The following is a 25,568-nucleotide window of genomic DNA, read 5'->3' as shown; positions in this document are numbered from 1 at the left end:
TTTAAAGAATATACAAAGCTAAATAATTTTTTTTGATAGATGTTGCTAATTTTTAATCCAATTCACTGCTTTTTCCAAAACTTCATCTTTTCCATTTTTAATTCCGTCTATTGTAGGTTTTACTTCCACGTCTGGAATAATGCCTATTCTCTGGGTTTCTGATTCATCCGGATTGTACACCCCAACTCCGGTAATCGTTGTTGGGATTTTCCCTGGAAACATAAAGTAAGAAACATCTCCGTCGGCACCGGCAGTCTGAGAGCCGAAAACTTTTGCTTTGGGAGCTTTTCTGAAAGCCATGGTATGGTATTCTGCGCTGCTCTGTGAGTATTCATTAACCAAAATTGCAATTTTCCCCTTGTAAAAATCTTTATTATTGCTTCCTACAGACGCACCTTCTCTCATCACATAATTTCCGGGTGATGTTGTATTGGTCGTGGTGAATTTTGCAAACTGTTCAGGTTTCGGCATTAAAAAATTCCCGATATCAAAGACGACAAATTGAGTAGGATAGGTTCGTAAATCTATTACTAAGCCTTTTGTATCTTTTATCTTTTTAAAAATATCAGAAAGCTTTTCCTTATCAATATTATTCATGTACAGATAAGCCGTCTGGTTATCCAGCATTGTAAACATTTCGGGTTGCTTTTGGGTGTATTTTATCTCTGTATTTTTATAGGTTTTGGCAGAAACATTTTTAATAACGTCATTGCTTGAAAATTTAAGGTTGATGTAATCATTGTTGGTTGCCATCAGTTCACGGGCTAAGTTTCTCAGTCTTGCAGAATGGTTGGAGGCTGGTAGATATTTTGATTTTTCCTCAAGAATTTTCTCGATCGTTTTTCCGTCAACTTCCAAAATAATATCTCCTATTTTTACTCCTGTTTCTTTGCCTAGGGTCTCATCAAAATAATTCTTAACAACGGCTTTATTTTCTATGAAAGCAATTTCTAATGGAGAGAATTTCTGTCCGAAATAGTTGCGGACTGTACTGTTACGAACGGATGCGTGCGTATCATTTATTTTTGTGGCAAGCTCCAAACACGCCAGCGGATATTTCGTTTGATCATCAGCCTCAATAAATTTTGGAATAAACTCTTGTAAAACGTTTTTCCAGTCTTCCCCAATAGCATATTTGTAAGGGAAATAATATTGAATAATGTTCCAGTAACGATATAAGCTAAGCAATCTGAAGCCGACATCTGGAGAGCTCATTTCAGCATATGGATTTTCTTTCTCAAAATTGGGATTTCCAACGTTCGGAATCATTGTAACGTAATAATTTGATTCTTCTCGTTTGGCTGTTTTTATTTTTAATAATATCTCCGTAAGATCTTTTGAAAATCCTGAATCGGTGATCCATGCCAGATCAGCCTTCATTTTAATATTTTTTTGTTCCGGATAGTTTATGGTTTTAAAATCTCCCAGGCTCTTAATCCATTCCGTTAAAATCTGGTCTCTTTGCTCTGCTGAAGCGTTGGCAATTTTCGGGTAAATTCTGAAGAGTTCATAGTCCCAGTTAAAGTTTCCTGCGGCAACATTCGGATGATAATATTTTAAATACCCCCAAATCAGTCCAAGGTTTTTAATGTTTTCTATATTATTTTTATCAAGATTGGTGGTTGTAATTTTCGAGCCGCCGTCGAATTCATGATCAAGATCTGCCCGGGTTAATTGTTTCTCAAAAACTTTTGCCTCTTCAATTTCTTTTCCGTCAACAGTTATTGTAAGATTATCCACCCACATTTTTCCTTTTCCGGAAAGTAAGGCTCCTATAACGATCTGTTTGGTATTTTCGGGAGATAAATTCAGCGTTATTTCGTACTTTTTCCAATCATTAGTTCCTTTCAGACCTACTTTTTGCATATTGTCAAAAGCAATTTCAGGATCAATTCTCATCCAAAGTCCTGCAAATCCGTCTGAAATATTTTCAGTTTTGATATAACCGGAAAGTGTGATTTTTTTACCTAAATAATTATCAGGTAACTTATATATTAATCCACTGAAACCCGAAACTTCACTGGATTCTATGGCTACAGAAGATTGGCCTTCCTGCTTTTCCTGATGGTCTGTTGCTATTTTTCCGGAACTGCTTCCGATGGTTTTCCAAACAGCCGGAAAGTTGTTTTCTACAGTTTCAAAGTTGAGGTTTTGTACTTTTTTTTGGCCGAATACTGCCATGCCCCAAAGCATAACGAGGAGAGCGAAATATTTTTTCATGATTGATTAATTTTTTGCCTAAAACTAATGACTAATAATAGTTTGAAATATTATGTGATATAAATTTTAAGGTACTTTATAATGGATGTTAGGTTTTTAACGAATTATTCGGAAGCGAAATCTTAAAAAATCTTAATCTTTCACGTACTCCAAAACGTCTCCCGGCTGGCAATCCAGTGCTTTGCAGATGGCTTCCAGTGTTGAAAGTTTTAAGGCCTTTGCCTTTCCCGTTTTCAGAATAGAGAGATTGGCCTGCGTAATGCCAATTTTCTCGGCAAGTTCCTGTGACTTCATTTTGCGCTTGGCAAGCATCACGTCTACGTTGATGATAATTGGCATAGTTTAAATTGTTAGATCTACCTGTTCCTGAAGCTCCAGTCCTTTTTTGAAAAATTCGACAACAAATAATATCAAACCGCCAAAAAATAAAAATACCACAACAGAATAGGTGACTGCAAATATACTCTTTGTTGCAAAAGGAATGGTAGCTAATGTCGCCACCGTGTAAATAATATTCAACCAGCCGAATCTTTTTAACCAGAGTAAAGCTTTGACATTAAAAACGTTATCTCTGCTGATTTCTCTTAAAAATTTGTAACTAATGTATAAAAATAAGGTCACAAAAATTTGTCCGAAAATATGATTGACGACGCTCACAAGATTAAACATTCCTGTTAAAAGATTTTGCTCGGTGAAAGGAACAAAAAATTTGAATTTCATCAGATGATCTGCAGGCTGTGTCCACTGATTTTTAGCCCAGCCAACATCTGTTCCGATGATAAATAAATCTGAAAGTATATTATTTCCTGTTTTAAAATTATAAAAAGAAACAACAAAACCAATTACGGTATAAACAAGCTGAATGGCAAAAAGAACCGCCAGCAATAAAAGCAAATAACTGATGTATTGTGAAAGAGAGTTTTTTCCGATGATTTTCATGGTTATTAATTTTTTATTATTGCAAATATATAATTAATTATTGTTTTGCGATAAATAATTATTGAAATTTATAATTTTTAACATTTTAAAATAGAAGGAACGATTTTTTGCAAAACTTTTCATAAGCCAAGTGATAATTCTTCCCGAATCGATACTTTTGTTGAAAACAAACTGAAAACGATGTCTAAGTATATCAGCTTTCTGAAGAAAGCATTAAGCGGCGAAGAAGTCGACTACACCAAAGCGACGATAAGAAGTGCGGTTCTTTTGCTGGCCATTCCGATGATGCTGGAAATGGCCATGGAATCTGTATTTGCATTGGTGGATCTGTATTTTGTAGGTCATTTAAAAGAAAGTGGCTATGCGATCCAAACCGTTGGTTTGACAGAATCTGTACTTTCTGTCATGTACTCAATAGCCATCGGGATGAGTATGGCGGCAACGGCGATGGTGGCAAGAAGAATCGGAGAGAAAAATCCTGAACAGGCTTCCAGAAGTGCAGCACAGGTGATATTGGTTTCGTTTATAGTGACTTTTATTTTAAGTTTATTTGGAGTGATCTACGCGGAAGAAATTTTAATTCTGATGGGTTCAAAGCCTGATGCAGCAGCTTACGGAAAAGAATTCACAAGAATAATGATGGGTAGCAGTGTTATTATCATGCTTTTATTTTTGATCAACGGGATTTTTCGAGGGGCCGGAAATGCTGCCATTGCCATGAAATCTCTCTGGATTGCCAATATTGCCAATATTATTTTGTGTCCGGTTCTCATTAAAGGTTTCGGACCTATTCCTGCACTTGGGTTAACGGGAGCGGCCTTAGCCACAACTATTGGGAGAAGTATTGGGGTAATATATCAATTGTATCATTTATTGGTTGCGGATACACAGATCAGGATTCTACTGCATTATTTTAAACCTAATTTTAGTGTGATACAATCTGTGGTGAAAATTGCCACTCCCGGAATATTTCAGTTCGTTATTGCTTCATGCAGCTGGATTTTCCTGGCTCAACTGGTTGCAACAACGGGAGGTGAGAATGCATCAGCAGGCTATCAGACGGCGTTACGGTTAATGATGTTTTTCATGCTTCCGGCTTGGGGATTGAGTAATGCAGCATCCACTTTAGTCGGACAAAACATGGGAGCTAATGAAATGTTGAGAGCAGAACAATCTGTTATGAAAACGGTGAAATATAATGTCATTTTTATGGTAGCCGTAAGTTTAATATTTTTTCTGTTGGGAGATTTTCTGGTAGGATTTTTTACTCAGGAAACGGAAATTAAAGATTTTGCTAAAAACGCTTTACACATTATGAGTATAGGATTTATTTTCTACGGAATAGGAATGGTGATGATCAACGCATTCAATGGGGCGGGGGATACCTGGACACCAACCTGGGTAAATCTTTGCGGATTTTGGCTGTTTCAGATTCCGCTCGCGTATTTTCTTTCAAAGCATTTCGGGATGGGACCAAAAGGTGTATTTATTTCTATTCCTGCCGCAGAAACTTTAATTACAATTGTTGCCTTTATTTTGTTTAAAAACGGAAAATGGAAGACTGTAAAAGTATAGAAAAAGAAAATTGGAGATATATTATTAAAATGTGAATTTTCTTTGATTAAAAAAACTTCCAGCCTCCATCAATCAGTTTACAGCAAAATATTATAATAATTTTAACAGCTTAAACCTTTGATTTTAAAAGGGTATTTTCTAAATTCGTAATCAATCAACCAAATTTATTACTATGGGAAAAGGAGACAAAAAATCAAAAAGAGGAAAAATTAACAACGGAAGTTATGGAAAAAGAAGACCGAGAAGAGATTCGAAATCTGCAGTAGCTTCTGAAGACAAATCTAAAAAATAACAGAAAATAAAAAGACCGGAGAAATTGATCTCCGGTCTTTTTGTTATGATAAATTAAATTTAAATTATTTCCCTCCTAAAAAGCTTCCCAGGATATCTCCTAAGCCGCCTCCGCCTTGCTGTTTTTGTTGGCTTCCTCCTCCAAGAACGCTTCCTAAAATGTCGTTCAACGGGCTTCCTGAAGATTGTCCACCACCCAAGACACTTCCTAAAATATCATTCAAAGGGCTGGATTGCTGTTGCTGAGCCTGATTGGAAGCATTGCCTAAAATTCCTCCTAAAAGATCTCCTAGACCGCCCGCTCCCACATTGTTCTGTTGTTTTTCTCTACCAATATATCCCATGATAACCGGAGCAAGCATGGATAAAATCGGTCCGATCTTGTCAATAGAAATCCCTGTATTCTGAGAGAGCTGATTTTCTACGTTTTGTTTTTCTCCACCAAAAATATGATTAAGAATAGAGCCTCCTTCAGCCTGTCTTGCATCTGCCTGAGAAACATCGTCCAGGATACTTCCGTCGTGGTCCTTATCTAAAGCATTATTCAGCGCTTCTGCTTCGTTGGAATCCTGAGATTTTTTTCTAAGGTAAGAAATAATAAGTGGTGCAGCTACTGCCAATAAAGCAATTACCTGGTTTCTGCTGATGCCGAATTTGCTCTCAGCCTGATCCGCAACCTGGTTGCCTGTGTTTCCTGTAAGTAGGTCGATTAAACTCATAGTTTGTGTTTATTTATTGTTAAGTTACCAAAGTTATCAAAAAAAATAGCGAAAAAATATTCCGCTATTAATAATTATTGTTAAAGTTTTTTTATTTCTTCTTCCGTGTAACCCTTTTCTTTTAATTTTTGAATAAAGACTTCAGCACTGCTGGTCATCCAGTTTATGGGTTCAGGTGCTGTCTTTTTATCGATTACAAATTCCAGAATACCTTTATTATCATACATCCACGGAAGCATATAGTAGCTGAGACCTCCTTTGTAGCTTTTAAAATCACCGAAATTTTTTCCTTTGGAGGTTAATGAAACGATGCTAAAGCATGTATAATAAAAAGCAGGAATAAGTGGACAGATCCATGAAAATTTTTTGAAAAAATTATATTTGCCGGATGTCAGTCCATAGCCTATCGCCAATGCAAAGATAATATTGAAAGGAAGGAAGAAAATATAATTATCCGACACGGCATAAAATGTAGCAAAACCATACATACAAACGGCAGCAACGAAGAATGTATAAAACATTTTTTTGTTCTCCTGGTAAAGCATGACCATACCAATTATTCCGACAATGACGAAAACATTAAAATTATAAATCAGGTATACTACAGATTTTATCAGGTCTAATGTATATTGGCTAATCGATTTTTTGAAAGAATCTTCTACCCAATTTCCCTGGTTACTGCTGAAGGGCGATGAAAGTGGATATCCCTGAGAATAATTAAGAATAAATAGGAGAGAAAAAATAACTGCAAATGATATAAAAGAATATGCAACATTTGCTTTTTCAGTTCTGAAATAATATAAAAATAAAAGATAGGCCGGAATGAATAGAAAATTCTGAATATGAAGCCAGATGCTTATTCCCAGAAAAACTCCTGATAAAATGATAGAAGCTTTCTGTTTTTCAAATACAAAACTATTGATGATGCATAAATAGAATAAAGTAATCCAAAATGCATTATAAGTGTAAACTTCCACAATCTCAGCATTCTTCCAAAAAGTAAAACTGAAACCAAAAACAATGGCTGCTACAACGGCTGCCCAATTTACTTTTGTTACATTTCTTACAATTAAATAGATAAACGACACTGTAAAAGCTGCAGAGAATACAACTAGAAATTTATTCGAATTAATAGAACCTAGTCCTGTAAGTTTATTGATTAGAATCGCTGTATTACTGTACAGAATATGTGTAGTGGAGGTTGCTACGGTCTCAAATTGATCAAGCTCGGTTGTAAGAACAAATCCGACACAATCTGCAAAGGGAATTTTAGAGAAACTCCCGATGTAATAGATTACTAAGAATAAGAAAAACAATAAACCCGCAGTAAAATATTTACTCATGGATTAATTTTTCAGAATAGGAACATTAGAGCATGCCTCGCCGAACATCAGCGACTTTACAATCGGCTGTAGTTTTTCCACCAATTCGATGTAAGCGTTTTCCGGAATTTCTTTATCCGAGCAGCCTTTTACAAGCACTCTTTTTCCGATCATCGGATCAAAATCATAAGTGTCGACTGCGTTGTGCATTAATATTACTTCCAGATCTTCACGGTTTCCGAAAACAATTTTTTTGGTAATACCGGTAAGTTTTGCCGTAATTAAAAAATAAGCCCACAGCGGAACAATGGCATCGGCAGAGTTGTAGATATAGACATAAGCATCACGGTATTCTTCAATATCAATAGCCGATACTTTTTCACGGAAATCTTTCTCTTTTAAAATCATTTCCATAAAAAGAAAATCTTTAAGGTCAATTCCTTTTCTGGCACCTTTCGGAACAAGGTCCGTAAGATCAAAATTGATTAAACCGCTTTCTGCAACTTTATTTCGGATTTCAAATTCTTCTGACATTTTTATCATTATCTTTGAACAAATTTACAAATTAAGATCGTATTTCGTCTTATTTGTTCTCTATTCCTGTCATAGAAACCTCCCATAACTTATTTAAGTAAAATAAAAGTTTTAAGTGAGGGTATTTGGCGGTATAAAAAATAAAAGATTTCAGAAGAAATGAAATATTATATTATCGCAGGAGAAGCTTCCGGAGATTTGCATGGAAGTAATTTAATGAAAGCTTTAAAACAAAAAGATCCCCACGCAGATTTCAGGTTTTGGGGTGGTGATCTCATGGCAAAAGAGGGCGGAACATTGGTGAAGCATTACCGTGACTTGGCGTTCATGGGCTTTTTGGAAGTGGCTATGAATCTGCGGACTATTCTGAATAATATTAAATTCTGTAAAGAAGATATTAAAAATAACAAACCAGATGTTTTGATTTTGGTGGATTATCCGGGGTTCAATTTAAGAATAGCAAAATTCGCAAAAGAGCTTGGGATAAAAGTAGTTTATTATATTTCTCCACAACTTTGGGCCTGGAAAGAGGGGAGAGTAGAGATCATCAAAAAATATGTAGATGAAATGATGGTGATTCTTCCTTTCGAAGAAGATTTTTATAAAAAACACAGTGTCCATTCACATTTTGTAGGGCACCCGTTGTTAGATGCTATTTCGACTCTGGAAGATATCAGTATTGAAAAGTTTAAAAAAGACAATGGTCTAAACGAGAAAGAGATCATCGCATTATTGCCGGGTTCCAGAAAACAGGAAGTGGAGAAAATGCTGGAAATGATGCTTTCCGTAAGACCTTATTTTAAAGAATATCAATTTGTTATTGCCGGAGCACCGAGTTTGCCAAAAGAATTTTACGAAACGTATGTGGATGATAATGTGCATTTTGTTTCGAATAAAACCTACGATCTGTTGAGGTGTTCAAAAGCGGCTTTGGTTACTTCAGGAACGGCAACACTGGAAACGGCTTTACTGAATGTTCCGGAGGTTGTCTGTTATCGAGGAAGTAAAATTTCCTACGCCATTGCGAAAAGATTGGTTAAAAATATTAAGTATATTTCTTTGGTGAATTTAATTATGGATCGGGAAGTAGTGAAAGAACTAATCCAAAATGATCTGAATACAAATAATTTGGTTGAAGAGCTTAAAAAGATAATAGAAGGGCAGAAAAGATCTAAGGTTTTAAATGACTATGAATTGCTCAGAGAGAAATTAGGAGGAAGCGGAGCGAGTGATCATGCTGCCGAAGTTATTCTGAAAGTTTAAAATATTAATTAAAATTTAGAAATCGTAGAAGTTTTTTCTGCGATTTTTCTTTTTTACGAAGTTTTAAAGCTGTTTTTGAAATTTTAAAATATTGATTTGTAAATATTTATATAAATTGATATTTTTGAGTAACACAAATTTTGAAATTGAATAAACAGCCACTTCTCATATTGGTCATTTCTTTTATCCTTGGGATTTTCTTTCAGGATTACTTCTCTTGGGCTGATAATTTTATTTATCCGATTATTGGCATTTGTATACTTATTTTAGTTTCAACATTTTTCAGATATTATTTTCTGCACATCACAAAGCCTTATTTATTGGGTCTGATGTTCTTTGGGATCGGTGTGGTTCTGCATTTTTTCAATTCTTTTTCTGCTCAGGATATTTCTTTTTCTAAAAATGAAGCCATTGTTTTTAAGATTTCCAAAAAACTGAATTCTAATGACAAAAAAAGAAAGTATGAAGCTTTTGCACAAATCGGTAAAGAAAACATCAATACCATATTATACATTCCGAAAAGTGAAAATGAACTCGACTTTAAGCATTATTACAAAGCCGAAGCTTATATTTCAAAACCAAAAACTCCGCAGTATGATTTCCAGTTTGATTATGCTAAATATTTGAAACGGAAGAATATCGGTTATCAATGTTACATAAACGGGAAAATAATTACAGCTGAAAGAAATGACTTAAGCAGAAGTGAAAAATTGTCCCAGACAAGATTACAGGTCCTCCGGAATATTGATAAAACAGATATGTCATCAAAATCTAAAGAATTTCTAAAAGGAATTATCCTCGCAGACCGTACGGAGATAGATGTACAGACGGTTCAGGATTTTAACCGCTCGGGTCTGGTGCATTTTCTTGCAATTTCAGGGACACATATTGTCGTGATTTTTGGCTTATTCTATTTTTTGCTGATTAAGATTTTACCTTTGAAGCTTAGGAAATACGCAATAATTTCAAGTTTGGTGTTGATCTGGCTTTTCACAGCTTTTATAGGATTCGGGAGTTCGGTTGTCCGCTCGAGCATTATGCTGAGTGTATATTTTATTTATGTACTGCTGCAAAGAAAACCAGATTTGCTGCATTCTCTGGCATTGTCGGCTTTCATCATCCTGATTTTTGATACCCAGCAGATTTTTGATGTAGGTTTTCAGTTGAGCTTTCTGGCGGTTCTCGGTATTTTCTGGCTCAATCAGCCGATTGTAAGCAGATTTCCCATACAGGATAATTGGTTTAAGAAACTCATTTTTAATACGATTTCAATTTCGGTTGCTGCGCAGTTGGCCACGCTTCCGTTAGTTTTGTACTATTTCCATCAGTTTTCCTTTATTTCAATTATTGCTAATTTTTTCATTGTTCCGTTCTCGGAAATTATTATTGTCTTTTCGTTTGTTATGACGGCTTTAATCGGTTTCAATCTTGATTTAAACATCTTAAACAAACTTTATGATTTTATCATTGAGGTACTATTAAAAGTAATTCATTGGTTTGCAGATTTTGACATCTTGTTTTTCGAAAATATTTCTATGAACCTGCTGGAGGTTTTTGTACTCTTTTTGATAATTTATCTGATGAGATTTGCAATTTTAAAGCTAAACATCAGGAATTTTTCAAGATTAATAATGATTGTTTTTGTATTTTTAATAATAAGGACAGGTTTTAATATTTATGAAAACTCACGATCCGAAATTCTTCTTCACGATTTTTCTAAAAATAAGGTCTTATCTGTTAAAAAAAAGAATCAGGTATGTTTCTGGGTTAATGAAAATTCAGATAAACAGAAGATTATACGGTTTATTATCAATCCTTACTGCTCGGCAAAACGGCTACATCGCTATAAATTGAAAGTTTTTCCTAAGACTACGCAAAAAGTTGTTTATAAAGGTAAAATTTATGAGATAAACTAATTGTGAGATTTTCATTCTTTTTCCTTTATTTATAACATTTTAAACCTTATTTAGAAAGATTACAAACTGTCTAATTGTGAGATTTCTCACTTTTTGATATAGTTAACATTTCTTAATTTTGTGGAAAATCAAATTTAAACTTATATGGCAGGTTTAACAAGTTCTACGATAGGTAGAAAATATGCTATGGCACTTTCAGCGATGTTCTTGCTGAGTTTCTTGGTGATCCACGTGTCATCGAATATGACCTCGGTTTTCAGTGAAGACGTTTACAACGTTGTTGCTCATTTTATGGGGTATAATCCTCTAGTGCAGTATGTTCTGCAGCCTGTTCTGGCAATAGGCGTTATTTTCCACTTTGTGATGGGTTTTATTCTTGAAATTAAGAATAACAAAGCACGTCCTATAAAGTATGCAAACAATAATGGGGCAGCAAATTCTACTTGGGTATCAAGAAATATGATTATTTCCGGAGCTGTAATCCTTGCATTCTTTGCACTTCACTTTTACGATTTCTGGTTTCCTGAATTAGACTATAAATTTATAGCGCATAATGCGATTGATGAAACAAGATATTATGGAGAACTTCATCATAAATTTCATGACATTTGGAGAGTGGCAATTTATGTAATAGCATTTGTGTTATTAGGTTTACACTTGGCTCACGGTTTCCAGTCATCATTCCAGTCAGTAGGAGCGAGACACCCAAAATATACTCCGGTCATTAAAGCGGTAGGATTTTGGTTTTCTGTTCTGGTTCCGCTAGGATTTATCATCATTGCAATTTTTCATTACGTAACTCAATAATATCAATATACCAATATGAGTAAATTAGATTCAAAAATTCCAGCAGGTCCTCTAAAGGATAAATGGAAAAATCATAAAGACCATATGAACCTTGTTGCACCCAACAACAGAGATAAGATTGATATTATTGTTGTAGGTACAGGTTTAGCAGGTGGTTCTGCTGCGGCTACTTTGGCTGAGCAGGGATATAATGTAAAAGCATTCTGCTATCAGGATTCTCCGAGAAGAGCACACTCAATTGCTGCTCAAGGGGGGATTAACGCAGCTAAAAATTATCAGGGAGACGGTGACTCTACGTACAGATTGTTCTACGATACCATCAAAGGTGGTGACTACAGAGCTAGGGAGGCAAACGTTTACCGTTTAGCAGAAGTTTCTGCAAATATTATCGACCAATGTGTTGCTCAGGGAGTTCCTTTTGGACGTGAGTACGGAGGTCAGCTGGATAACCGTTCATTTGGTGGGGTTCAGGTAAAAAGAACTTTTTATGCAAAAGGACAGACAGGTCAGCAGTTGTTATTAGGTGCCTATTCTGCAATGAGCCGTCAGATCGGTAAAGGTAGAATTAAAATGTACAACCGTCACGAAATGATGGAATTGGTCATTGTAGACGGAAAAGCAAGAGGGATCATCGCAAGAAACTTAGTTACAGGTGAAATCGAAAGACATTCTGCTCACGCTGTAGTTATTGCTTCAGGAGGTTATGGAAACGTATATTTCCTTTCTACCAACGCAATGGGTTCAAACGTTTCTGCAGCTTGGAAAATCCATAAAAAAGGAGCGTATTTCGCAAACCCTTGCTACGTACAGATTCACCCGACTTGTATTCCGGTTCACGGAACTCAGCAGTCTAAACTGACTTTGATGTCTGAATCATTAAGAAACTCAGGAAGAATCTGGGTTCCTAAGAAAATTGAAGATTCAGTAGCAATCAGAGAAGGTAGATTGAGACCTGAAAATATTAAAGAAGAAGACAGAGATTATTATTTGGAGAGAAGATATCCTGCATTCGGAAACTTAGTGCCTAGAGACGTTGCGTCTAGAGCGGGTAAAGAAAGATGTGATGCCGGTTACGGAATCGAAAATAATGATACTAAAGAAGGTGTTTACCTGGATTTCTCAACAGAGATCATGAAAAAAGGTAAAGAAGCCGCTATCGAAAAACATATTCACAATCCTACAGAACAGCAGATTTATGATTTAGGAAAAGCTTGGGTTGAGGAAAAGTACGGTAACTTATTTGTAATGTACGAAAAAATTACGGCTGATGATCCTTACAAAACTCCAATGAAGATCTATCCTGCAGTACACTACACAATGGGTGGTGTTTGGGTAGATTACAACCTACAATCTACAATTCCTGGATGTTTCGTAATTGGTGAAGCTAACTTCTCAGATCACGGAGCTAACCGTTTAGGAGCTTCTGCTTTGATGCAAGGTTTGGCAGACGGATATTTCGTACTTCCTTATACAATTGCAGATTACCTATCAGCAGATATCAGAACGGGAGCAATTCCTACAAATTCTGGTGAATTTGATCAGGCTGAGAAAGACATTAAAGATAAAATACAATTCTTCTTAAATAATAAAGGAACGCATTCAGTAGATTATTTCCATAAAAAATTAGGACACATTATGTGGAATAAGGTAGGAATGGGAAGAACTCCTGAAGGTTTAAAAGAAGCGATTGCTGAAATTGCTCAGGTGAAAAAAGAATTCTGGGCAGATGTAAAAGTTCCGGGTGATGCTGACGGAATGAACACTGAGCTTGAAAAAGCATTCAGAGTGGCAGATTTCATTGAGCTTGGACAACTGATGGCGATTGATGCTTTACACAGAAACGAATCTTGTGGAGGACACTTCAGAGAAGATCATGCAACCCCTGAAGGTGAAGCAGAAAGAGATGATGTGAACTTTAAGTATGTTGGAGCTTGGGAATATCAGACCGATGATATTACAACAGAAGTTCTGCATAAAGAAGACTTGATCTACGAAAATATTGAAGTTAAAGCAAGAAGTTACAAATAATCTCCAACCTATAAATAAATAATTATGAGTGCAAAAAAAGGCCTTCATCTTACCCTGAAAATTTGGAGACAAAAAAATAGCAAAACTAAAGGTCAGTTTGAGACCTATAAAATATCAGATGTTTCTACAGACTCTTCATTTCTGGAGATGTTGGATATTCTGAACGAAAATCTTATTAACGAAGGAAAAGAGCCCATCGCTTTCGACCACGACTGTCGTGAAGGAATCTGTGGTATGTGTTCTCTTTACATCAACGGTAGAGCGCACGGTCCGGATACAGGAATTACAACGTGTCAGCTTCACATGAGAATGTTCAAAGACGGTGAAACCATCGTTATCGAACCTTGGAGAAGTGCAGCGTTCCCAGTAATCAAAGATTTGATGGTAGACAGAAGCGCATTCGACAGAGTAATGGCTGCAGGTGGTTTCATTTCGGTGAACACTTCAGGTAATACTTTGGATGCTAATGCAATTCCGGTTCCTAAAGAAGATGCAGACAAAGCAATGGATGCTGCAGCTTGTATCGGATGTGGAGCTTGTGTGGCGACTTGTAAAAACGGTTCTGCAATGCTATTCGTTGGCGCTAAAGTTTCTCAGTACGCTCTTTTACCACAAGGTAGAGTAGAAGCGAAGAGAAGAGTTCTGAACATGGTGAAAGCTATGGATGAAGAAGGATTCGGAAACTGTTCAAATACCGGTGCTTGTGAAGTAGAATGTCCGAAAGGAATTTCTCTTGAAAACATCGCGAGAATGAACAGAGAATACATGGCGGCTTTTGCTGACAGAGGATAAAAATTTATCATACGTACATAAAAAATCGTCACCTTTACAGGATGGCGATTTTTTTATACAATAATTTCTTCAAACACCTTTACCACATGAATGTGAGAATTTCACAAATGAGCAAAACTAACTATCCAAAACTTTTGTTATTTATTTTTTTAATCTGTTCTTTAGTCTGTACCGCGCAAAATTTTCAGCTAAAGAAAGATTCAGAATTCATCAAAAATTATCAGATAGAAGTGTATGGTAAAGCCAATCAGTTGTTTATATCAGACAATGGTTTTGCTGATATTCCTTTGGAAAGCATCAATAATGCAGAAAAATTTATAATTATTGATTTAGACAGAAAGATTGATTATCAAATTTATAAAGAAGAATTAAAAGTAAGAGACTCTGTTTTGTATTTTTCTTCAGGAATAATTATTGAACCCGTTATTATTGCTAATAAAAAAAGGGGAATGTGGATTGGCATAGAGGATAAGGGTTGGTCAATAAAACATTTTATGCAACCGGATGTCTCAAAAATTGTAGAAATTCCTGTAGATTCTTCTTATTTACATAAAAAAATAAAGAAAATCAGATATTATTTCACTGGGGGTAAGCATCCGTTATCCAAGCAGAAGATTAATAAAAATGATACAGGCATCATCGCTTTTATGTATGCTTGTGAATCGGCGGATTGTAAAGATCCACAATATCTTCTTCCGAGGATGGAGGTTAATTTTACGGATAATGGTAAATATCTGGAAATAGATGTCAGCCATAGAAATATAAAAATCGACGAAAATTTTAAAAATGTATATGTAGGATTTGTTTCATTAGGCAATTTTGTAGTTAAAATGAAAAGAACTCATAAAATAGGTGAAAACAAATGTTATAGGTCAGAAGAGAAATACCATTGGATGAAACAAGATACTTACCATTGCCCAATAATTTTTCTGTCCATTGAATAAGGGTTATCGCATTGTTTTCCTGAATAACTGAAATATTAGTTAAATCTTTCATAAAATACTTTAAATAATTGTTTTCAGTTGATAGGAAAAACCTATTTTTGCTACATTATTAAAATCAAAAATGAAAAAATATCTTTTATTGTTTATCATCGCGGTTTTTGCGATGTCTTGCTCTAAAAAAGTTGAAGTAAAAGGAAAAATCTCAGGGGGTTCTCCATTGGAGAGAATCGAATTAATAGAGGCTTCAGGAGTTGCCACTTTGCCGTTGGTAAATATCGGGGTAAATAAGGACGGAAGCTTTACAGGAAGTTTTGATGCTCCGAAAAGCGGAATGTATATGATTTCTTACGGAGGAAAAAGAAACCTTATTTATCTGAAAGGAGGCCAGAAGCTTGATATCTCAGGTAATGCAATGACTTTCCCAACGGAATATGTAATTACAGGTGATGCTAAAAATAATAATGATTTCTTCTTGGCAACACAGAAATATCTTGCAAACTATGCTCAGACCGTTAATATGAATGAGCTATTAATGAAAGATGAAAAAACGTTCCTAAAAGGAATTGAAAAAGTTCAGACAGACATCAATAAAAATATTGAAGAAAACGTTAAGAAATTCAATCCTGATAATGAAATTGTAACCTGGAAAAAGAATGATCTGTCAACAACATTGCTTACCATTCTTAATCAGTACGAGATGAGCCACAAGCAAATGGGGAATCCGTCTTTCAAAGTAACAAAAGCATTTACGGATTTTGCTAATAAGCTTGAAGAAAACAAAGATGTTTTGGTAAAAGAGCATCCTTTATACAGAGAGTATCTTTTAACAAAGATGAGCCCGGATTTCCAGAAATATGCTCAGGCGAGCAGCGCAGGAAAAACAGACGTTACCACTTCAGAATTATTTACAGAATATTTAAAGAAAAATCAGAAAGATCTTTCACAGACGGCTAAAGATTATTTATTAGCATTTGTAATGGCTCAGTCGGATATTCATCCGGGAGCTCCTGAAAAGACAATAGAAAAAATCAAAAAGATTATCGATACGGATATCAAAGATGCTACGATTAAAGAAGATCTAAAGAAAATTCAGTTTGCAATCAACGGATTCAAAGTAGGTGAGCAAGCTCCTGAAGGATCTTTGGTAAAAGCTGACGGAAAAGTATATAACCTTTCTGAAAATAAAGGAAAACCTTACCTTCTTACTTTCTACGCTTCTTGGAACCCATATATCGGAGAATCTACAATTCCGGTATTGAAAGAAGTTGTGAATTTTTACAAATCTAAAATGAACTTCGTTTTTGTGAACGTAGATGATACAAAAGATCAGTTCGTAAAGACAAGCAGTTCTTTATTAAAAGGAATTACAGGAACTAATGTTTACGGTGAAGGAGGATTAAATTCTGATATTGCTAAAAAATATGGAGTTTATGGATTTAAGTTGCCTTGTTTCATTGTTGTAGATAAAGACGGTAAAATTGCCAGCAAGCCGTTCTTCAACTTAGGAGATCAGGAATTGGTAACCGTGTTGGATAAGCAAACTGGACTTTCTGCTCCTAAAGTAGCTCCAAATGTACAGTTGCAGCAGGGTGCAGGGATGGATCCGGCAGTAGTTGCTGCTCAGCAGGCGGCGGCTCAACAGGCAGCACAGCAGGCGCAATCTCAGCAACCGGCTCAGGCAAAATAATTTAAAATCAATACATATAAAAACCTTGTCTTCGGATAAGGTTTTTTTTTATTGTATTTTTGCAGACTGAAACCGAAAGGTTTCTATTAGAAAAAATAGAAAAATTTAGAATGGGAAGGAAGAATAATAAGAAAAATTTGATTCTTGAAAATATAAAACTGTTAACGGCTGGTGCAAAAGGTGTTGCCATTGGAAAAACAGAGGAAGGAAAAGCGGTAATGGTTACAGGTGCTATTCCCGGAGATGTTGTGAATGTAAGAGTGAAGAAGGCAAAATCTAAGTACTATGAAGGGGAAGCAGCTGAAATTCTTGAAAAATCTCCTTACAGAGTAGAGGCAAAATGTATTCACTTCGGCGTTTGTGGCGGTTGCAAATGGCAGAATATGAGCTATGAGAAACAATTGGCCTTTAAACAGGAGGAAGTTTATAATAATATCAAAAGAATCGGAGGTATCGAAAACTTTGAAACGATTCCTATTTTAGGTTCTCAGGAGCAGTATTTTTACAGAAATAAAATGGAATTTTCGTTCTCGAATGCAAGATGGCTGACTCAATACGAGATCAGTTCGGAAGAGAATTTCGGAAGCAAAGATGCACTTGGCTTTCATATTCCGGGGATGTGGAGCAAAATTTTGGATCTTAAAGAATGTTTCCTGCAGGAAGATCCTTCAAATGCCATCAGATTAGCGGTAAAACAATATGCTGTAAACGAAGGTCTGGACTTTTTTGATGTGAAAAATCATGAAGGGTTCTTAAGAACTTTGATGATGAGACAAAACTCAAAAGGTGAGTGGATGGTACTTTTCCAGCTTTACAGAGAAGAAAAGGAAAACAGAGAAAAACTTTTTGAATTCTTATTGGAGAAATTCCCTCAGATTAAAACCTTGGTGTATGCGATAAATCCTAAACCAAATGATTCTATCTACGATTTGGATATTAATGTATATTTCGGCGATGGATATTTAATGGAAGAAATGGACGGCTTAAAGTTTAAAATAGGACCAAAATCATTCTTTCAGACCAATTACAAACAGGCTTTGGAATTATACAGAAAAACGCTTGAATTTGCTGATTTAAAAGGTGATGAAGTCGTTTATGATTTATATACGGGAACAGGAACAATAGCTCAGTACGTTGCCAGAAATGCAAAACAGGTAATTGGTATAGAATCGGTACAGGAAGCAATAGATGCGGCTATTGAGCACGCGGAACTAAATGGCTTAACAAACACGACGTTTTATTGTGGAGACATGAAAAATGTCTTTAATGATGAATTTCTTGAAAATCACCCGAAAGCAGACGTTTTAATTACCGACCCTCCAAGAGACGGGATGCATCAGAAAGTGGTCGAGCAGATTCTAAAGTTATCTCCTGAAAAAGTAGTGTATGTAAGCTGTAATTCTGCAACTCAGGCGAGAGATTTAGCTTTAATGAAAGATCATTACGATGTGGCGAAAATTTTGCCGGTAGATATGTTCCCGCAAACGCATCACGTAGAAAATATTGCGTTGCTGATTAAGAAATAATTTATTTAAATTTGGCCATCAAATCTTAATATGAATGTCAGTTTACTGACCAATAAAAATATACGGATGAAATATTTAAAGTTTCTCATAACCATTTGTTTTTTAGGCTTGCTGTTTTCATGCGGCGGCGATGATGATATCTGTGAAAGCGGTGAGGGAACTCCAAGAATGAAAGTGTCTTTCAGAAATGCTGAAACCGGTAAAGAGAAAACTATAGATTCTCTGTATGTTGCGGTAGATTACGGTTCGGGAAAAGTAGAATTGGGAAAACAGACAGCCATCACTTCTAGGGTTATTCCTCTAAGGGTAGACAGCTCTCCTTACACGGATATTTATTTCAGATTAACCCTTAAAGGTGCAGAATCTAAAGTGAGGGTAAACTATACGACGAGATCAACTTACGTGTCACCCGGATGTGGAATAAAACTCAACTACGAAAACCTGAATTCGGTATTGGACCCTGCAACAACAACCCCGGTGAAAAGCATAGAAGCCGGACAAAACTTTATAGAGAATGAAGACAAGACTAATCTATACCTTCTTTTTTAGTATAATCAGTATTCTGGCTTTGGCTCAGGAGAAAAAAGAAGATAAAAGAGAAAAATGGAACTATAAACCCAATTTTATGGTGGGTTTTGATGTTTTGAATACCGGAGCTTCATTCTTTTCAGACAGACAGCTGTTTCAGGGCTTTATTTCATCCAAGGTAAAAGACAATGTTCATGTAGTTATTGAAGCCGGTTTTGAATCCAATATTTATCAGAAAAACGGCTATGATGCCAAAGCAAATGGCCCATTTTTAAAATTGGGAGCATTCTATATGCTGATAAAAGATCCCGAAAATGAATTCAACGGTTTTTTTGCGGGTGGAAAAATAGGTGGATCTTTTTATACGCAGGAATATATGGCGGTGCCGGTTCGTGGTTATGGAGGAAGCAGTTCTTCTATCGCTTTTCCGTCCTCCACTCAGTCCTCTTACTGGTTGGAAGGAACATTGGGAGGACGCGTTCAGCTGTTTGAGTCTAATTTTTATATTGATGTCAATCTACAGCCAAGATATATGGTGTATACTACCAAGCAAGACGATATACAACCGATGATTGTTCCTGGCTTTGGAAGAAGTTCTTCGAAGTTTAATATGGGATTCGCATGGAATCTGGCGTATAAGTTTTAACGGAATTTTGGTTTAGCTTTTTTTATTATTCCGGCTTTACCATGTAATAATTGATATAATCCATCCAATTCTTTTGGGGGGATTCCTGCATCAAAAGCAGAAGATTCATACGTATTTCCGTTGGAAGTAATAATTATGGTTGAAGACAATGCTCTGTCAGAAAATCTGCCTGTTGTAGGAGAGTTATAAGAAGACATCTTTAAAAGATCAATTAGGCTTGCCTGATTTACCATATTTTCCCAATCTGAAGATGATAATTCTGATTTTGAAATATTTTCGTTCAAAGAAGTGATTATCGAGCCGGAGCTGAATGTAATTATTCGGTTGGTACCTCTGGTCTGTTCCCTCAATTCTATTTTATCGATTTTTTGTTTTTTTATTGATATAGTTGAATTATTTGTTTGGTTATTTGTTGTTTTTTGAGAATTGCAACTAATAATAGTTAGAATTAATAATATTAATAAGATACGTGATTGTTTCATTTTATCTATTTTTATGTAAATCTATATAAATTATTGTAGTAAAAGCTAAAAAATACACCAAAAACTAATATATTTGCAAAAAATAATTTAAAAATATACTCTTTTATGAATTGTAAAATTACTTTTAAATTACCTTTATTATTTTTTGTGATGCTTTTCTGTTCTGTTTTCTCACAGAAGAAAGGTGCTGAGGAAAAAATTGTCTTCGGTAAAAAATATACGATAGAGGATTTAAGAAAGATGAACGGGATTATCAGATGTGCTTCTACAGAATATGAAGCAATGTTGCAGAAACAAGACCCGAAGAGAATGACAGATGCTCAGTTTGAAGCATGGATTACACCTTTAATAGAAAGCGCAAGGATAAATAAATCACAGAATGGTGGTGTTATTACTATTCCTGTAGTTGTGCATGTTATCCATAGTGGTCAGGCTTTGGGAAGTGCACCTAACATTACGGATGCTCAGGTACAGTCACAGATTACTGTCATGAACAATGATTTCAGAAGAATGGCTTCAACACCAGGATTTAATAATAACCCTGTAGGTGCGGATACAATGATTCAGTTTGCATTAGCAAAAGTGGATCCTAACGGAAATCCAACTGATGGTATAGATCGTGTAAATCTTTGTCAATTATCGTGGGCTACGACAGCGATTGATGATTATGTAAAACCTCTAACAATTTGGGATCCTACCAAATATATGAATATGTGGAGTGTAAATTTTTCCGATAGTTCATTGTTAGGATATGCCCAGTTTCCATCAAACTCTGCTTTACCAGGTTTAGATGTCAATGGAGGATATGCTAACACTGATGGGGTTGTAGCTAATTTTTCGACTTTTGGAAGTAGCGATTATGGTACGGGATTCTTTTTAGGTGCACCTTATGATAAAGGAAGAACAATGACTCACGAAGTTGGTCACTTCTTAGGATTAAGACATATTTGGGGTGATGACACTTGTGGTACAGATTATTGCGCTGATACTCCGACTGCACATGATGCTAATGGCGGATGTCCTACAACGATTGAAAGTTGCGATGATCCGGCAATTTATGAAATGGTTCAAAATTATATGGATTATACGAATGATGCATGTATGAACATTTTCACTATTAATCAGAAAGAAAGAATTACAGCTGTAATGAATAATTCTCCAAGAAGAATGGAATTGAAGACTTCAATTGCTGATCAGCCAATACCTTTATTTTCTAATGATGCAGAATTAAAGCCAGAAAGAAGTTGCAGTCAATCATCTTGTGGGAATGTATCAAATATTACTGTACAATATATGTTATACAATAGAGGGACGAGTGCACTAACATCAGCAGTTATTTCATATTCTACTAATGGAGGTGCGGCCCAGACAATAAATTGGACAGGGAATTTAGCTCAAAATAAATATGCTATGATTAATATTCCTACAGGTGCTTCTCAAGGGAGCATTACTGCCCAGATTACATCTGTAAATGGTGGTGCTGATCAAAGAGCAGGAAATAATTCAGCTACTGTTATTATTGGAAATACCATTCCTTCATCAAATACTAACTTTACATTTGAATTACAAAGAGATTATTGGGGCTCAGAAACTACTTGGACTCTAAAAAATAGTGTGGGAACAACATTATATAGTGGAGGTCCTTACACAGATACTTTACCTAATTTTCCTCCTTTAATTACACAAAACTGGACACTTCCGATTGATGACTGTTATACATTTACAATTAATGACAGTGAAGATGATGGCATTTACGAATATGGAGGTGGATATACTATTAAAAACTCAACAGGTAATGTTGTTGTATCTGGAAACGAATTTACGACAACCCAGACAAGAACTTTCAAAGTTATTCCTGCAATTGTATTGGCAACAACTGAAGTAAAAAATAAACAAACATTTAGTCTTTATCCTAATCCGGCTAATGATGTTTTGAATATTACTAAAGTTTCAAACAAAGCTAAATTTGAAATTCACAATGCTGTTGGACAAATTGTAAAAGCGGGAACAATTGATAACAACCAAGTAAGAGTTGCTGATTTAGTGAAAGGTACTTATATTATTACTATTAAGGATAATAATATTTCTGAAAGTATTAAATTCATCAAAAAATAATATTAAATTCATCGAATTTTAAATGATAAAATAATCCTCAGTTTAACTGAGGATTATTTGTTTTTTATAGGTATGTAGTAAAAAATAATTTTATTTTTATTAAATACTATGAAAATGTGATATTTCGTCAATGAAAATTCCTATATTTGGCGCGTAAATTAATTGAAAGCATGAAGAAACTTATTACTCTTTTGATGTGTGGGGTTATGGGGGGAACTGCATTTGCGCAGTGGACGCCAACCGCACCAAAGAGAAGTTCTAAAATGGAACTTTCTCTCGAGCGGAATTATTACAAGTTGGATATTAATCAGATTAGAAGCCAGCTTAAAAACGCTCAAGAAATGGGGCAAAATGCTAAACCTGTTGAAATCTCATTACCTACTCTAAGTGGGAAAATAGAACGATTTGCAGTGTATAGCTTCCCTGTAATGGCAAAAGACCTTGCAGACAAGTATGAACTTGGTTCGTATGCGGGAGTAGGAATAGATGATCCTACAAAATATCTTAGATTTTCGGTGGCTCCTAATGATTTCCAGTCTATGATTATGAATAATGGTCAATACGAATTCATAGAACCATCAAAGGCAGATAAAACAATCTATGCTGTACATCCGAAGACTGTAAAAAATGAAAATGGATTTTTCTGCTCTACAGAAGAAGGTCCCGCTGCACAACAGCAGATCAATCAAATGTTGAAGGCTGGTAGCTCTTTTACTAATCAACCTACAGATTTTTCTAAGAATTCTGATAAAAAGTACAGAACTTTAAGATTGGTTCTTTCTACTACCGGAGAATATACACAATTTTTTGGAGGAGTTCCAGGGGCTCTAGCTCAGATTAATGCAACAATTACAAGAGTAAATGCAGTTTTTGAGAAAGATTTTGCACTACATTTAAATGTATTAAGCTATCCGGATCTTGTTTATCCAGATGCGGCATCGGATCCTTATGATACTGTAACAAACCCTTCGCAGCCACCAGGTACATGGAATACGTCTCTTAGAGATATATTAGCGGCAAATGTTGGTCAGGCTAATTATGATATTGGTCACTTATTCGGAGCTTCTGGAGGAGGTGGAAATGCAGGATGTATCGGTTGTGTATGTATGAGTCCGGTTGGAACAGGTTATGATCCAGTAGTAGGTTATGGTAAAGGCTCAGGAATCACTTCTCCGGCTACTGGAACTGTGAATCCATCTGCAGCCAATCCTCCTTCAGGAGATAATTTTGATATCGATTATGTAGCTCACGAATTAGGTCACCAATTGGGAGCGAATCATACTTTTGCTCACACGATGCAGGGAAGTCCTGTTCAAATGGAACCGGGGTCAGGTTCTACGATCATGGCTTATGCCGGAATTACAGGATCTACGACAGATGTCCAGCCTCATTCAGATCCTTATTTCTTTAAAGGAAGTATTGATCAGGTACAGACTAACTTAATCAGTAAAACTTGTGATACAGAGGTTTCTGTAAATAACAATCCACCAGTGATTGCAGATTTACCGACATATAATATTCCTAAAGGAACTGCGTTTGTGTTAACAGCTTCTGCAACGGATCCAGAAAATGATCCGATGACTTATACTTGGGAAGAGGTAGATAATACCAATGTTGTTATTAATAAAACTAATATAGGAACAACGGCAACTGGGGCAACGTTTAGATCTTTAAGTCCAACTTCAAGCCCAACTCGTTATTTTCCTAAATTAGAATCTGTGTTAAACGGATTTTTAGATAACAGTAATAATACTTGGGAGTCAGTTTCTCAAGTTGCGAGAACTACAAACTTTGCTGTTACAGTAAGAGATAATAATTCTGATATTACTCAACAACAGACAAGTTCTAAAGTGCAGCAGATTGTTGTTGGAAACAATGGTCCTTTTAAAATAAATACTCAGTTTGCAGATAGTACTGCTCCTACAGTATTCTCATGGGATGTTGCTAGTACTAACGCTGCTCCTTATAATGTAGCTAATGTTAAAATTGATTATACAACGGATAACGGGACTTCTTGGACGATTTTAGCAGCATCAACACCTAATGATGGTTCTGAAAGTGTTACAATTCCTTCTTCGTTAAACGGCCAGACTATTAAAGTTAGAATTTCTGCAATAGGTAACGTATTTTATGCTGTTAAAGCTGTAAATGTTACTGTTTTTGCTCCATGTAACGGTAATGCACCGACTTCAATAACGGCTAATGGTATAACAACAAGTTCAGCAAATATTAGCTGGGCACCTGTTGCTAACGCTACATATGTTGTAAGATACAAAAAGGTATCAGAAACAGTTTGGACGACTATTAATACAAGTGCTTTAAATGTTACGCTGTCTAACCTTCCGGATGGAACAGCTTACGAGGTTCAAGTTGCAACAGTTTGTTCTGGGACGACTGGTACTTTCTCATCTTCTGTTAATTTCACTACGCTAGCATTGGGTGCTTATTGTGCGGTTGCTACAACAAATGCTACAGATGATCATATTGCAAGCGTATCTTTAGGTACAATGACTAATGCTTCGGGACCAAGTACATATACTAGCTATGTAGCCAACCCTGCGCTTCAGGTAAATTTGGTTAAAGGTTCTCAATATACTTTATCTGTTACAAAAGGATGGTCTAGTACTGCGGTTCCAGAAATGATCACGGCTTGGATTGATTTTAACAGAAACGGAACATTTGAAGATTCTGAAAGAATTATGCAAAGTGCAAACACGGTAACAGCTAATCCTGTAACATCATCTTTCACTGTACCTTCAACTGCTGTGTCAGGGCTGGGGCTTAGAATGAGAATTGGATTGCTGTATTATCAACAATCTGGTTATATTCATAATTCATCTTGTGGAACAGTTAATACTTATGGAGAATACGAAGATTATAACGTTGTAGTTTCTGAAATTCAATTAGCGACTAATGATGTAACAGGTCCTAAGAATAATGGTATCCAAATCTATCCAAACCCAGTATCAGATATTTTAAATGTAACTAAAGTTTCTGAAAAAGCGGCTTACAAGATTTACAGCGCTGCTGGACAGTTAGTAAGACAAGGAAATATTAATGACGGAAAAATTAACGTTTCTGAATTAATTAAAGGTGGATACGTAATTACAATTGAAGATAAAGGAAGAGAAGCATTCACTTCTAAATTCATCAAGAAATAATATATACAACATTATTATATAAAAAGATCCTCAGGTTTACCTGGGGATTTTTTTTTGCCCATGAATTAAAAGT

21 protein-coding genes are annotated in these 25,568 nt (G+C 35.6%); 14 read left to right on the top strand and 7 right to left on the bottom strand.

The genetic code is table 11. The features are described from left to right. Nucleotides 1-45 precede the first annotated feature (45 nt). The 3 genes from BUA89_RS08500 to BUA89_RS08490 form a co-directional block, all read right to left on the bottom strand. Nucleotides 46-2,220, bottom strand: a complete 2,175-nt coding sequence (locus tag BUA89_RS08500) for a S41 family peptidase (protein ID WP_072955695.1) — start codon at nucleotides 2,218-2,220, stop codon at nucleotides 46-48. A 132-nt stretch (nucleotides 2,221-2,352) separates the two neighbouring features. Next, nucleotides 2,353-2,559, bottom strand: coding sequence for a helix-turn-helix domain-containing protein (locus BUA89_RS08495; protein WP_072955691.1), 207 nt, complete (start codon nucleotides 2,557-2,559; stop codon nucleotides 2,353-2,355). A gap of 3 nt (nucleotides 2,560-2,562) precedes the next feature. Beyond that, entirely contained in the window at nucleotides 2,563-3,159 is a 597-nt protein-coding gene (locus tag BUA89_RS08490) for a DUF2975 domain-containing protein (protein WP_072955687.1), read from the bottom strand. Between the two features lie 180 nt (nucleotides 3,160-3,339). Here BUA89_RS08490 and BUA89_RS08485 point away from each other — a divergent pair, with 180 nt between their 5' ends. Next, nucleotides 3,340-4,734, top strand: coding sequence for an MATE family efflux transporter (locus tag BUA89_RS08485; protein WP_072955684.1), 1,395 nt, complete (start codon nucleotides 3,340-3,342; stop codon nucleotides 4,732-4,734). Between the two features lie 172 nt (nucleotides 4,735-4,906). After that, nucleotides 4,907-5,026: a 30S ribosomal protein THX gene (locus tag BUA89_RS08480; RefSeq protein WP_072955681.1), complete on the top strand. Its 120-nt coding sequence runs from the start codon at nucleotides 4,907-4,909 to the stop codon at nucleotides 5,024-5,026. 64 nt (nucleotides 5,027-5,090) lie between these two features. Here BUA89_RS08480 and BUA89_RS08475 read toward each other — a convergent pair whose 3' ends face one another. The 3 genes from BUA89_RS08475 to BUA89_RS08465 all read right to left on the bottom strand — a co-directional run bounded on the left by BUA89_RS08475 (nucleotide 5,091) and on the right by BUA89_RS08465 (nucleotide 7,600). Further along, nucleotides 5,091-5,744: a DUF937 domain-containing protein gene (locus tag BUA89_RS08475; protein ID WP_072955678.1), complete on the bottom strand. Its 654-nt coding sequence runs from the start codon at nucleotides 5,742-5,744 to the stop codon at nucleotides 5,091-5,093. Nucleotides 5,745-5,824: 80 nt separating this feature from the next. Beyond that, nucleotides 5,825-7,087: a protein O-mannosyl-transferase family gene (locus BUA89_RS08470; protein WP_072955675.1), complete on the bottom strand. Its 1,263-nt coding sequence runs from the start codon at nucleotides 7,085-7,087 to the stop codon at nucleotides 5,825-5,827. Nucleotides 7,088-7,090: 3 nt separating this feature from the next. Continuing rightward, nucleotides 7,091-7,600, bottom strand: a complete 510-nt coding sequence (locus BUA89_RS08465) for a DUF2480 family protein (RefSeq protein WP_072955673.1) — start codon at nucleotides 7,598-7,600, stop codon at nucleotides 7,091-7,093. Between the two features lie 159 nt (nucleotides 7,601-7,759). Here BUA89_RS08465 and lpxB point away from each other — a divergent pair, with 159 nt between their 5' ends. From lpxB to BUA89_RS08415, 10 genes are all read left to right on the top strand, one after another. Further along, a complete protein-coding gene (gene lpxB / locus BUA89_RS08460) occupies nucleotides 7,760-8,863 on the top strand; it encodes a lipid-A-disaccharide synthase (RefSeq protein ID WP_072955671.1) in 1,104 nt (367 codons plus the stop codon). Nucleotides 8,864-9,009: 146 nt separating this feature from the next. After that, the gene (locus BUA89_RS08455) at nucleotides 9,010-10,779 is read left to right on the top strand and encodes a ComEC/Rec2 family competence protein (RefSeq protein ID WP_072955807.1); all 1,770 of its coding nucleotides are present in this window, start codon (nucleotides 9,010-9,012) and stop codon (nucleotides 10,777-10,779) included. 144 nt (nucleotides 10,780-10,923) lie between these two features. Continuing rightward, nucleotides 10,924-11,586, top strand: a complete 663-nt coding sequence (locus BUA89_RS08450) for a succinate dehydrogenase cytochrome b subunit (RefSeq protein WP_072955668.1) — start codon at nucleotides 10,924-10,926, stop codon at nucleotides 11,584-11,586. Nucleotides 11,587-11,601: 15 nt separating this feature from the next. Beyond that, a complete protein-coding gene (locus tag BUA89_RS08445) occupies nucleotides 11,602-13,614 on the top strand; it encodes a fumarate reductase/succinate dehydrogenase flavoprotein subunit (protein ID WP_072955666.1) in 2,013 nt (670 codons plus the stop codon). A 24-nt stretch (nucleotides 13,615-13,638) separates the two neighbouring features. Then, nucleotides 13,639-14,406, top strand: a complete 768-nt coding sequence (locus BUA89_RS08440; RefSeq protein WP_072955663.1) for a succinate dehydrogenase/fumarate reductase iron-sulfur subunit — start codon at nucleotides 13,639-13,641, stop codon at nucleotides 14,404-14,406. A gap of 107 nt (nucleotides 14,407-14,513) precedes the next feature. Continuing rightward, nucleotides 14,514-15,350 (top strand): hypothetical protein, encoded by an 837-nt coding sequence (locus BUA89_RS08435; protein ID WP_143152293.1) that lies wholly within the window; start codon nucleotides 14,514-14,516, stop codon nucleotides 15,348-15,350. 121 nt (nucleotides 15,351-15,471) lie between these two features. Beyond that, nucleotides 15,472-17,037, top strand: coding sequence for a TlpA family protein disulfide reductase (locus tag BUA89_RS08430; protein WP_072955659.1), 1,566 nt, complete (start codon nucleotides 15,472-15,474; stop codon nucleotides 17,035-17,037). Between the two features lie 110 nt (nucleotides 17,038-17,147). Beyond that, nucleotides 17,148-18,563 (top strand): 23S rRNA (uracil(1939)-C(5))-methyltransferase RlmD, encoded by a 1,416-nt coding sequence (gene rlmD / locus BUA89_RS08425; RefSeq protein ID WP_072955805.1) that lies wholly within the window; start codon nucleotides 17,148-17,150, stop codon nucleotides 18,561-18,563. A 66-nt stretch (nucleotides 18,564-18,629) separates the two neighbouring features. Further along, nucleotides 18,630-19,112 (top strand): DUF6452 family protein, encoded by a 483-nt coding sequence (locus tag BUA89_RS08420; RefSeq protein ID WP_072955657.1) that lies wholly within the window; start codon nucleotides 18,630-18,632, stop codon nucleotides 19,110-19,112. Continuing rightward, nucleotides 19,078-19,737: a DUF6048 family protein gene (locus BUA89_RS08415; RefSeq protein WP_072955653.1), complete on the top strand. Its 660-nt coding sequence runs from the start codon at nucleotides 19,078-19,080 to the stop codon at nucleotides 19,735-19,737. The genes BUA89_RS08420 and BUA89_RS08415 overlap by 35 nt, the downstream gene beginning before the upstream one ends. Here BUA89_RS08415 and BUA89_RS08410 read toward each other — a convergent pair. Further along, a complete protein-coding gene (locus BUA89_RS08410; RefSeq protein WP_143152292.1) occupies nucleotides 19,734-20,087 on the bottom strand; it encodes a hypothetical protein in 354 nt (117 codons plus the stop codon). The genes BUA89_RS08415 and BUA89_RS08410 overlap by 4 nt on opposite strands. 237 nt (nucleotides 20,088-20,324) lie before the next feature. On the opposite strand from BUA89_RS08410, the gene BUA89_RS08405 reads away from it, so the two are divergent. Further along, nucleotides 20,325-22,334, top strand: a complete 2,010-nt coding sequence (locus BUA89_RS08405; protein ID WP_072955647.1) for a M43 family zinc metalloprotease — start codon at nucleotides 20,325-20,327, stop codon at nucleotides 22,332-22,334. A gap of 170 nt (nucleotides 22,335-22,504) precedes the next feature. Continuing rightward, nucleotides 22,505-25,495: a reprolysin-like metallopeptidase gene (locus BUA89_RS08400; RefSeq protein WP_072955644.1), complete on the top strand. Its 2,991-nt coding sequence runs from the start codon at nucleotides 22,505-22,507 to the stop codon at nucleotides 25,493-25,495. The last annotated feature ends 73 nt before the right edge of the window (nucleotides 25,496-25,568 follow it).

Origin of the sequence: Chryseobacterium arachidis, from assembly GCF_900129245.1 — a bacterium.
Taxonomy (GTDB): domain Bacteria; phylum Bacteroidota; class Bacteroidia; order Flavobacteriales; family Weeksellaceae; genus Chryseobacterium; species Chryseobacterium arachidis.
Note: the sequence above shows the minus strand (reverse complement) of the source record. Positions and strands in the feature narration are given on the sequence as shown.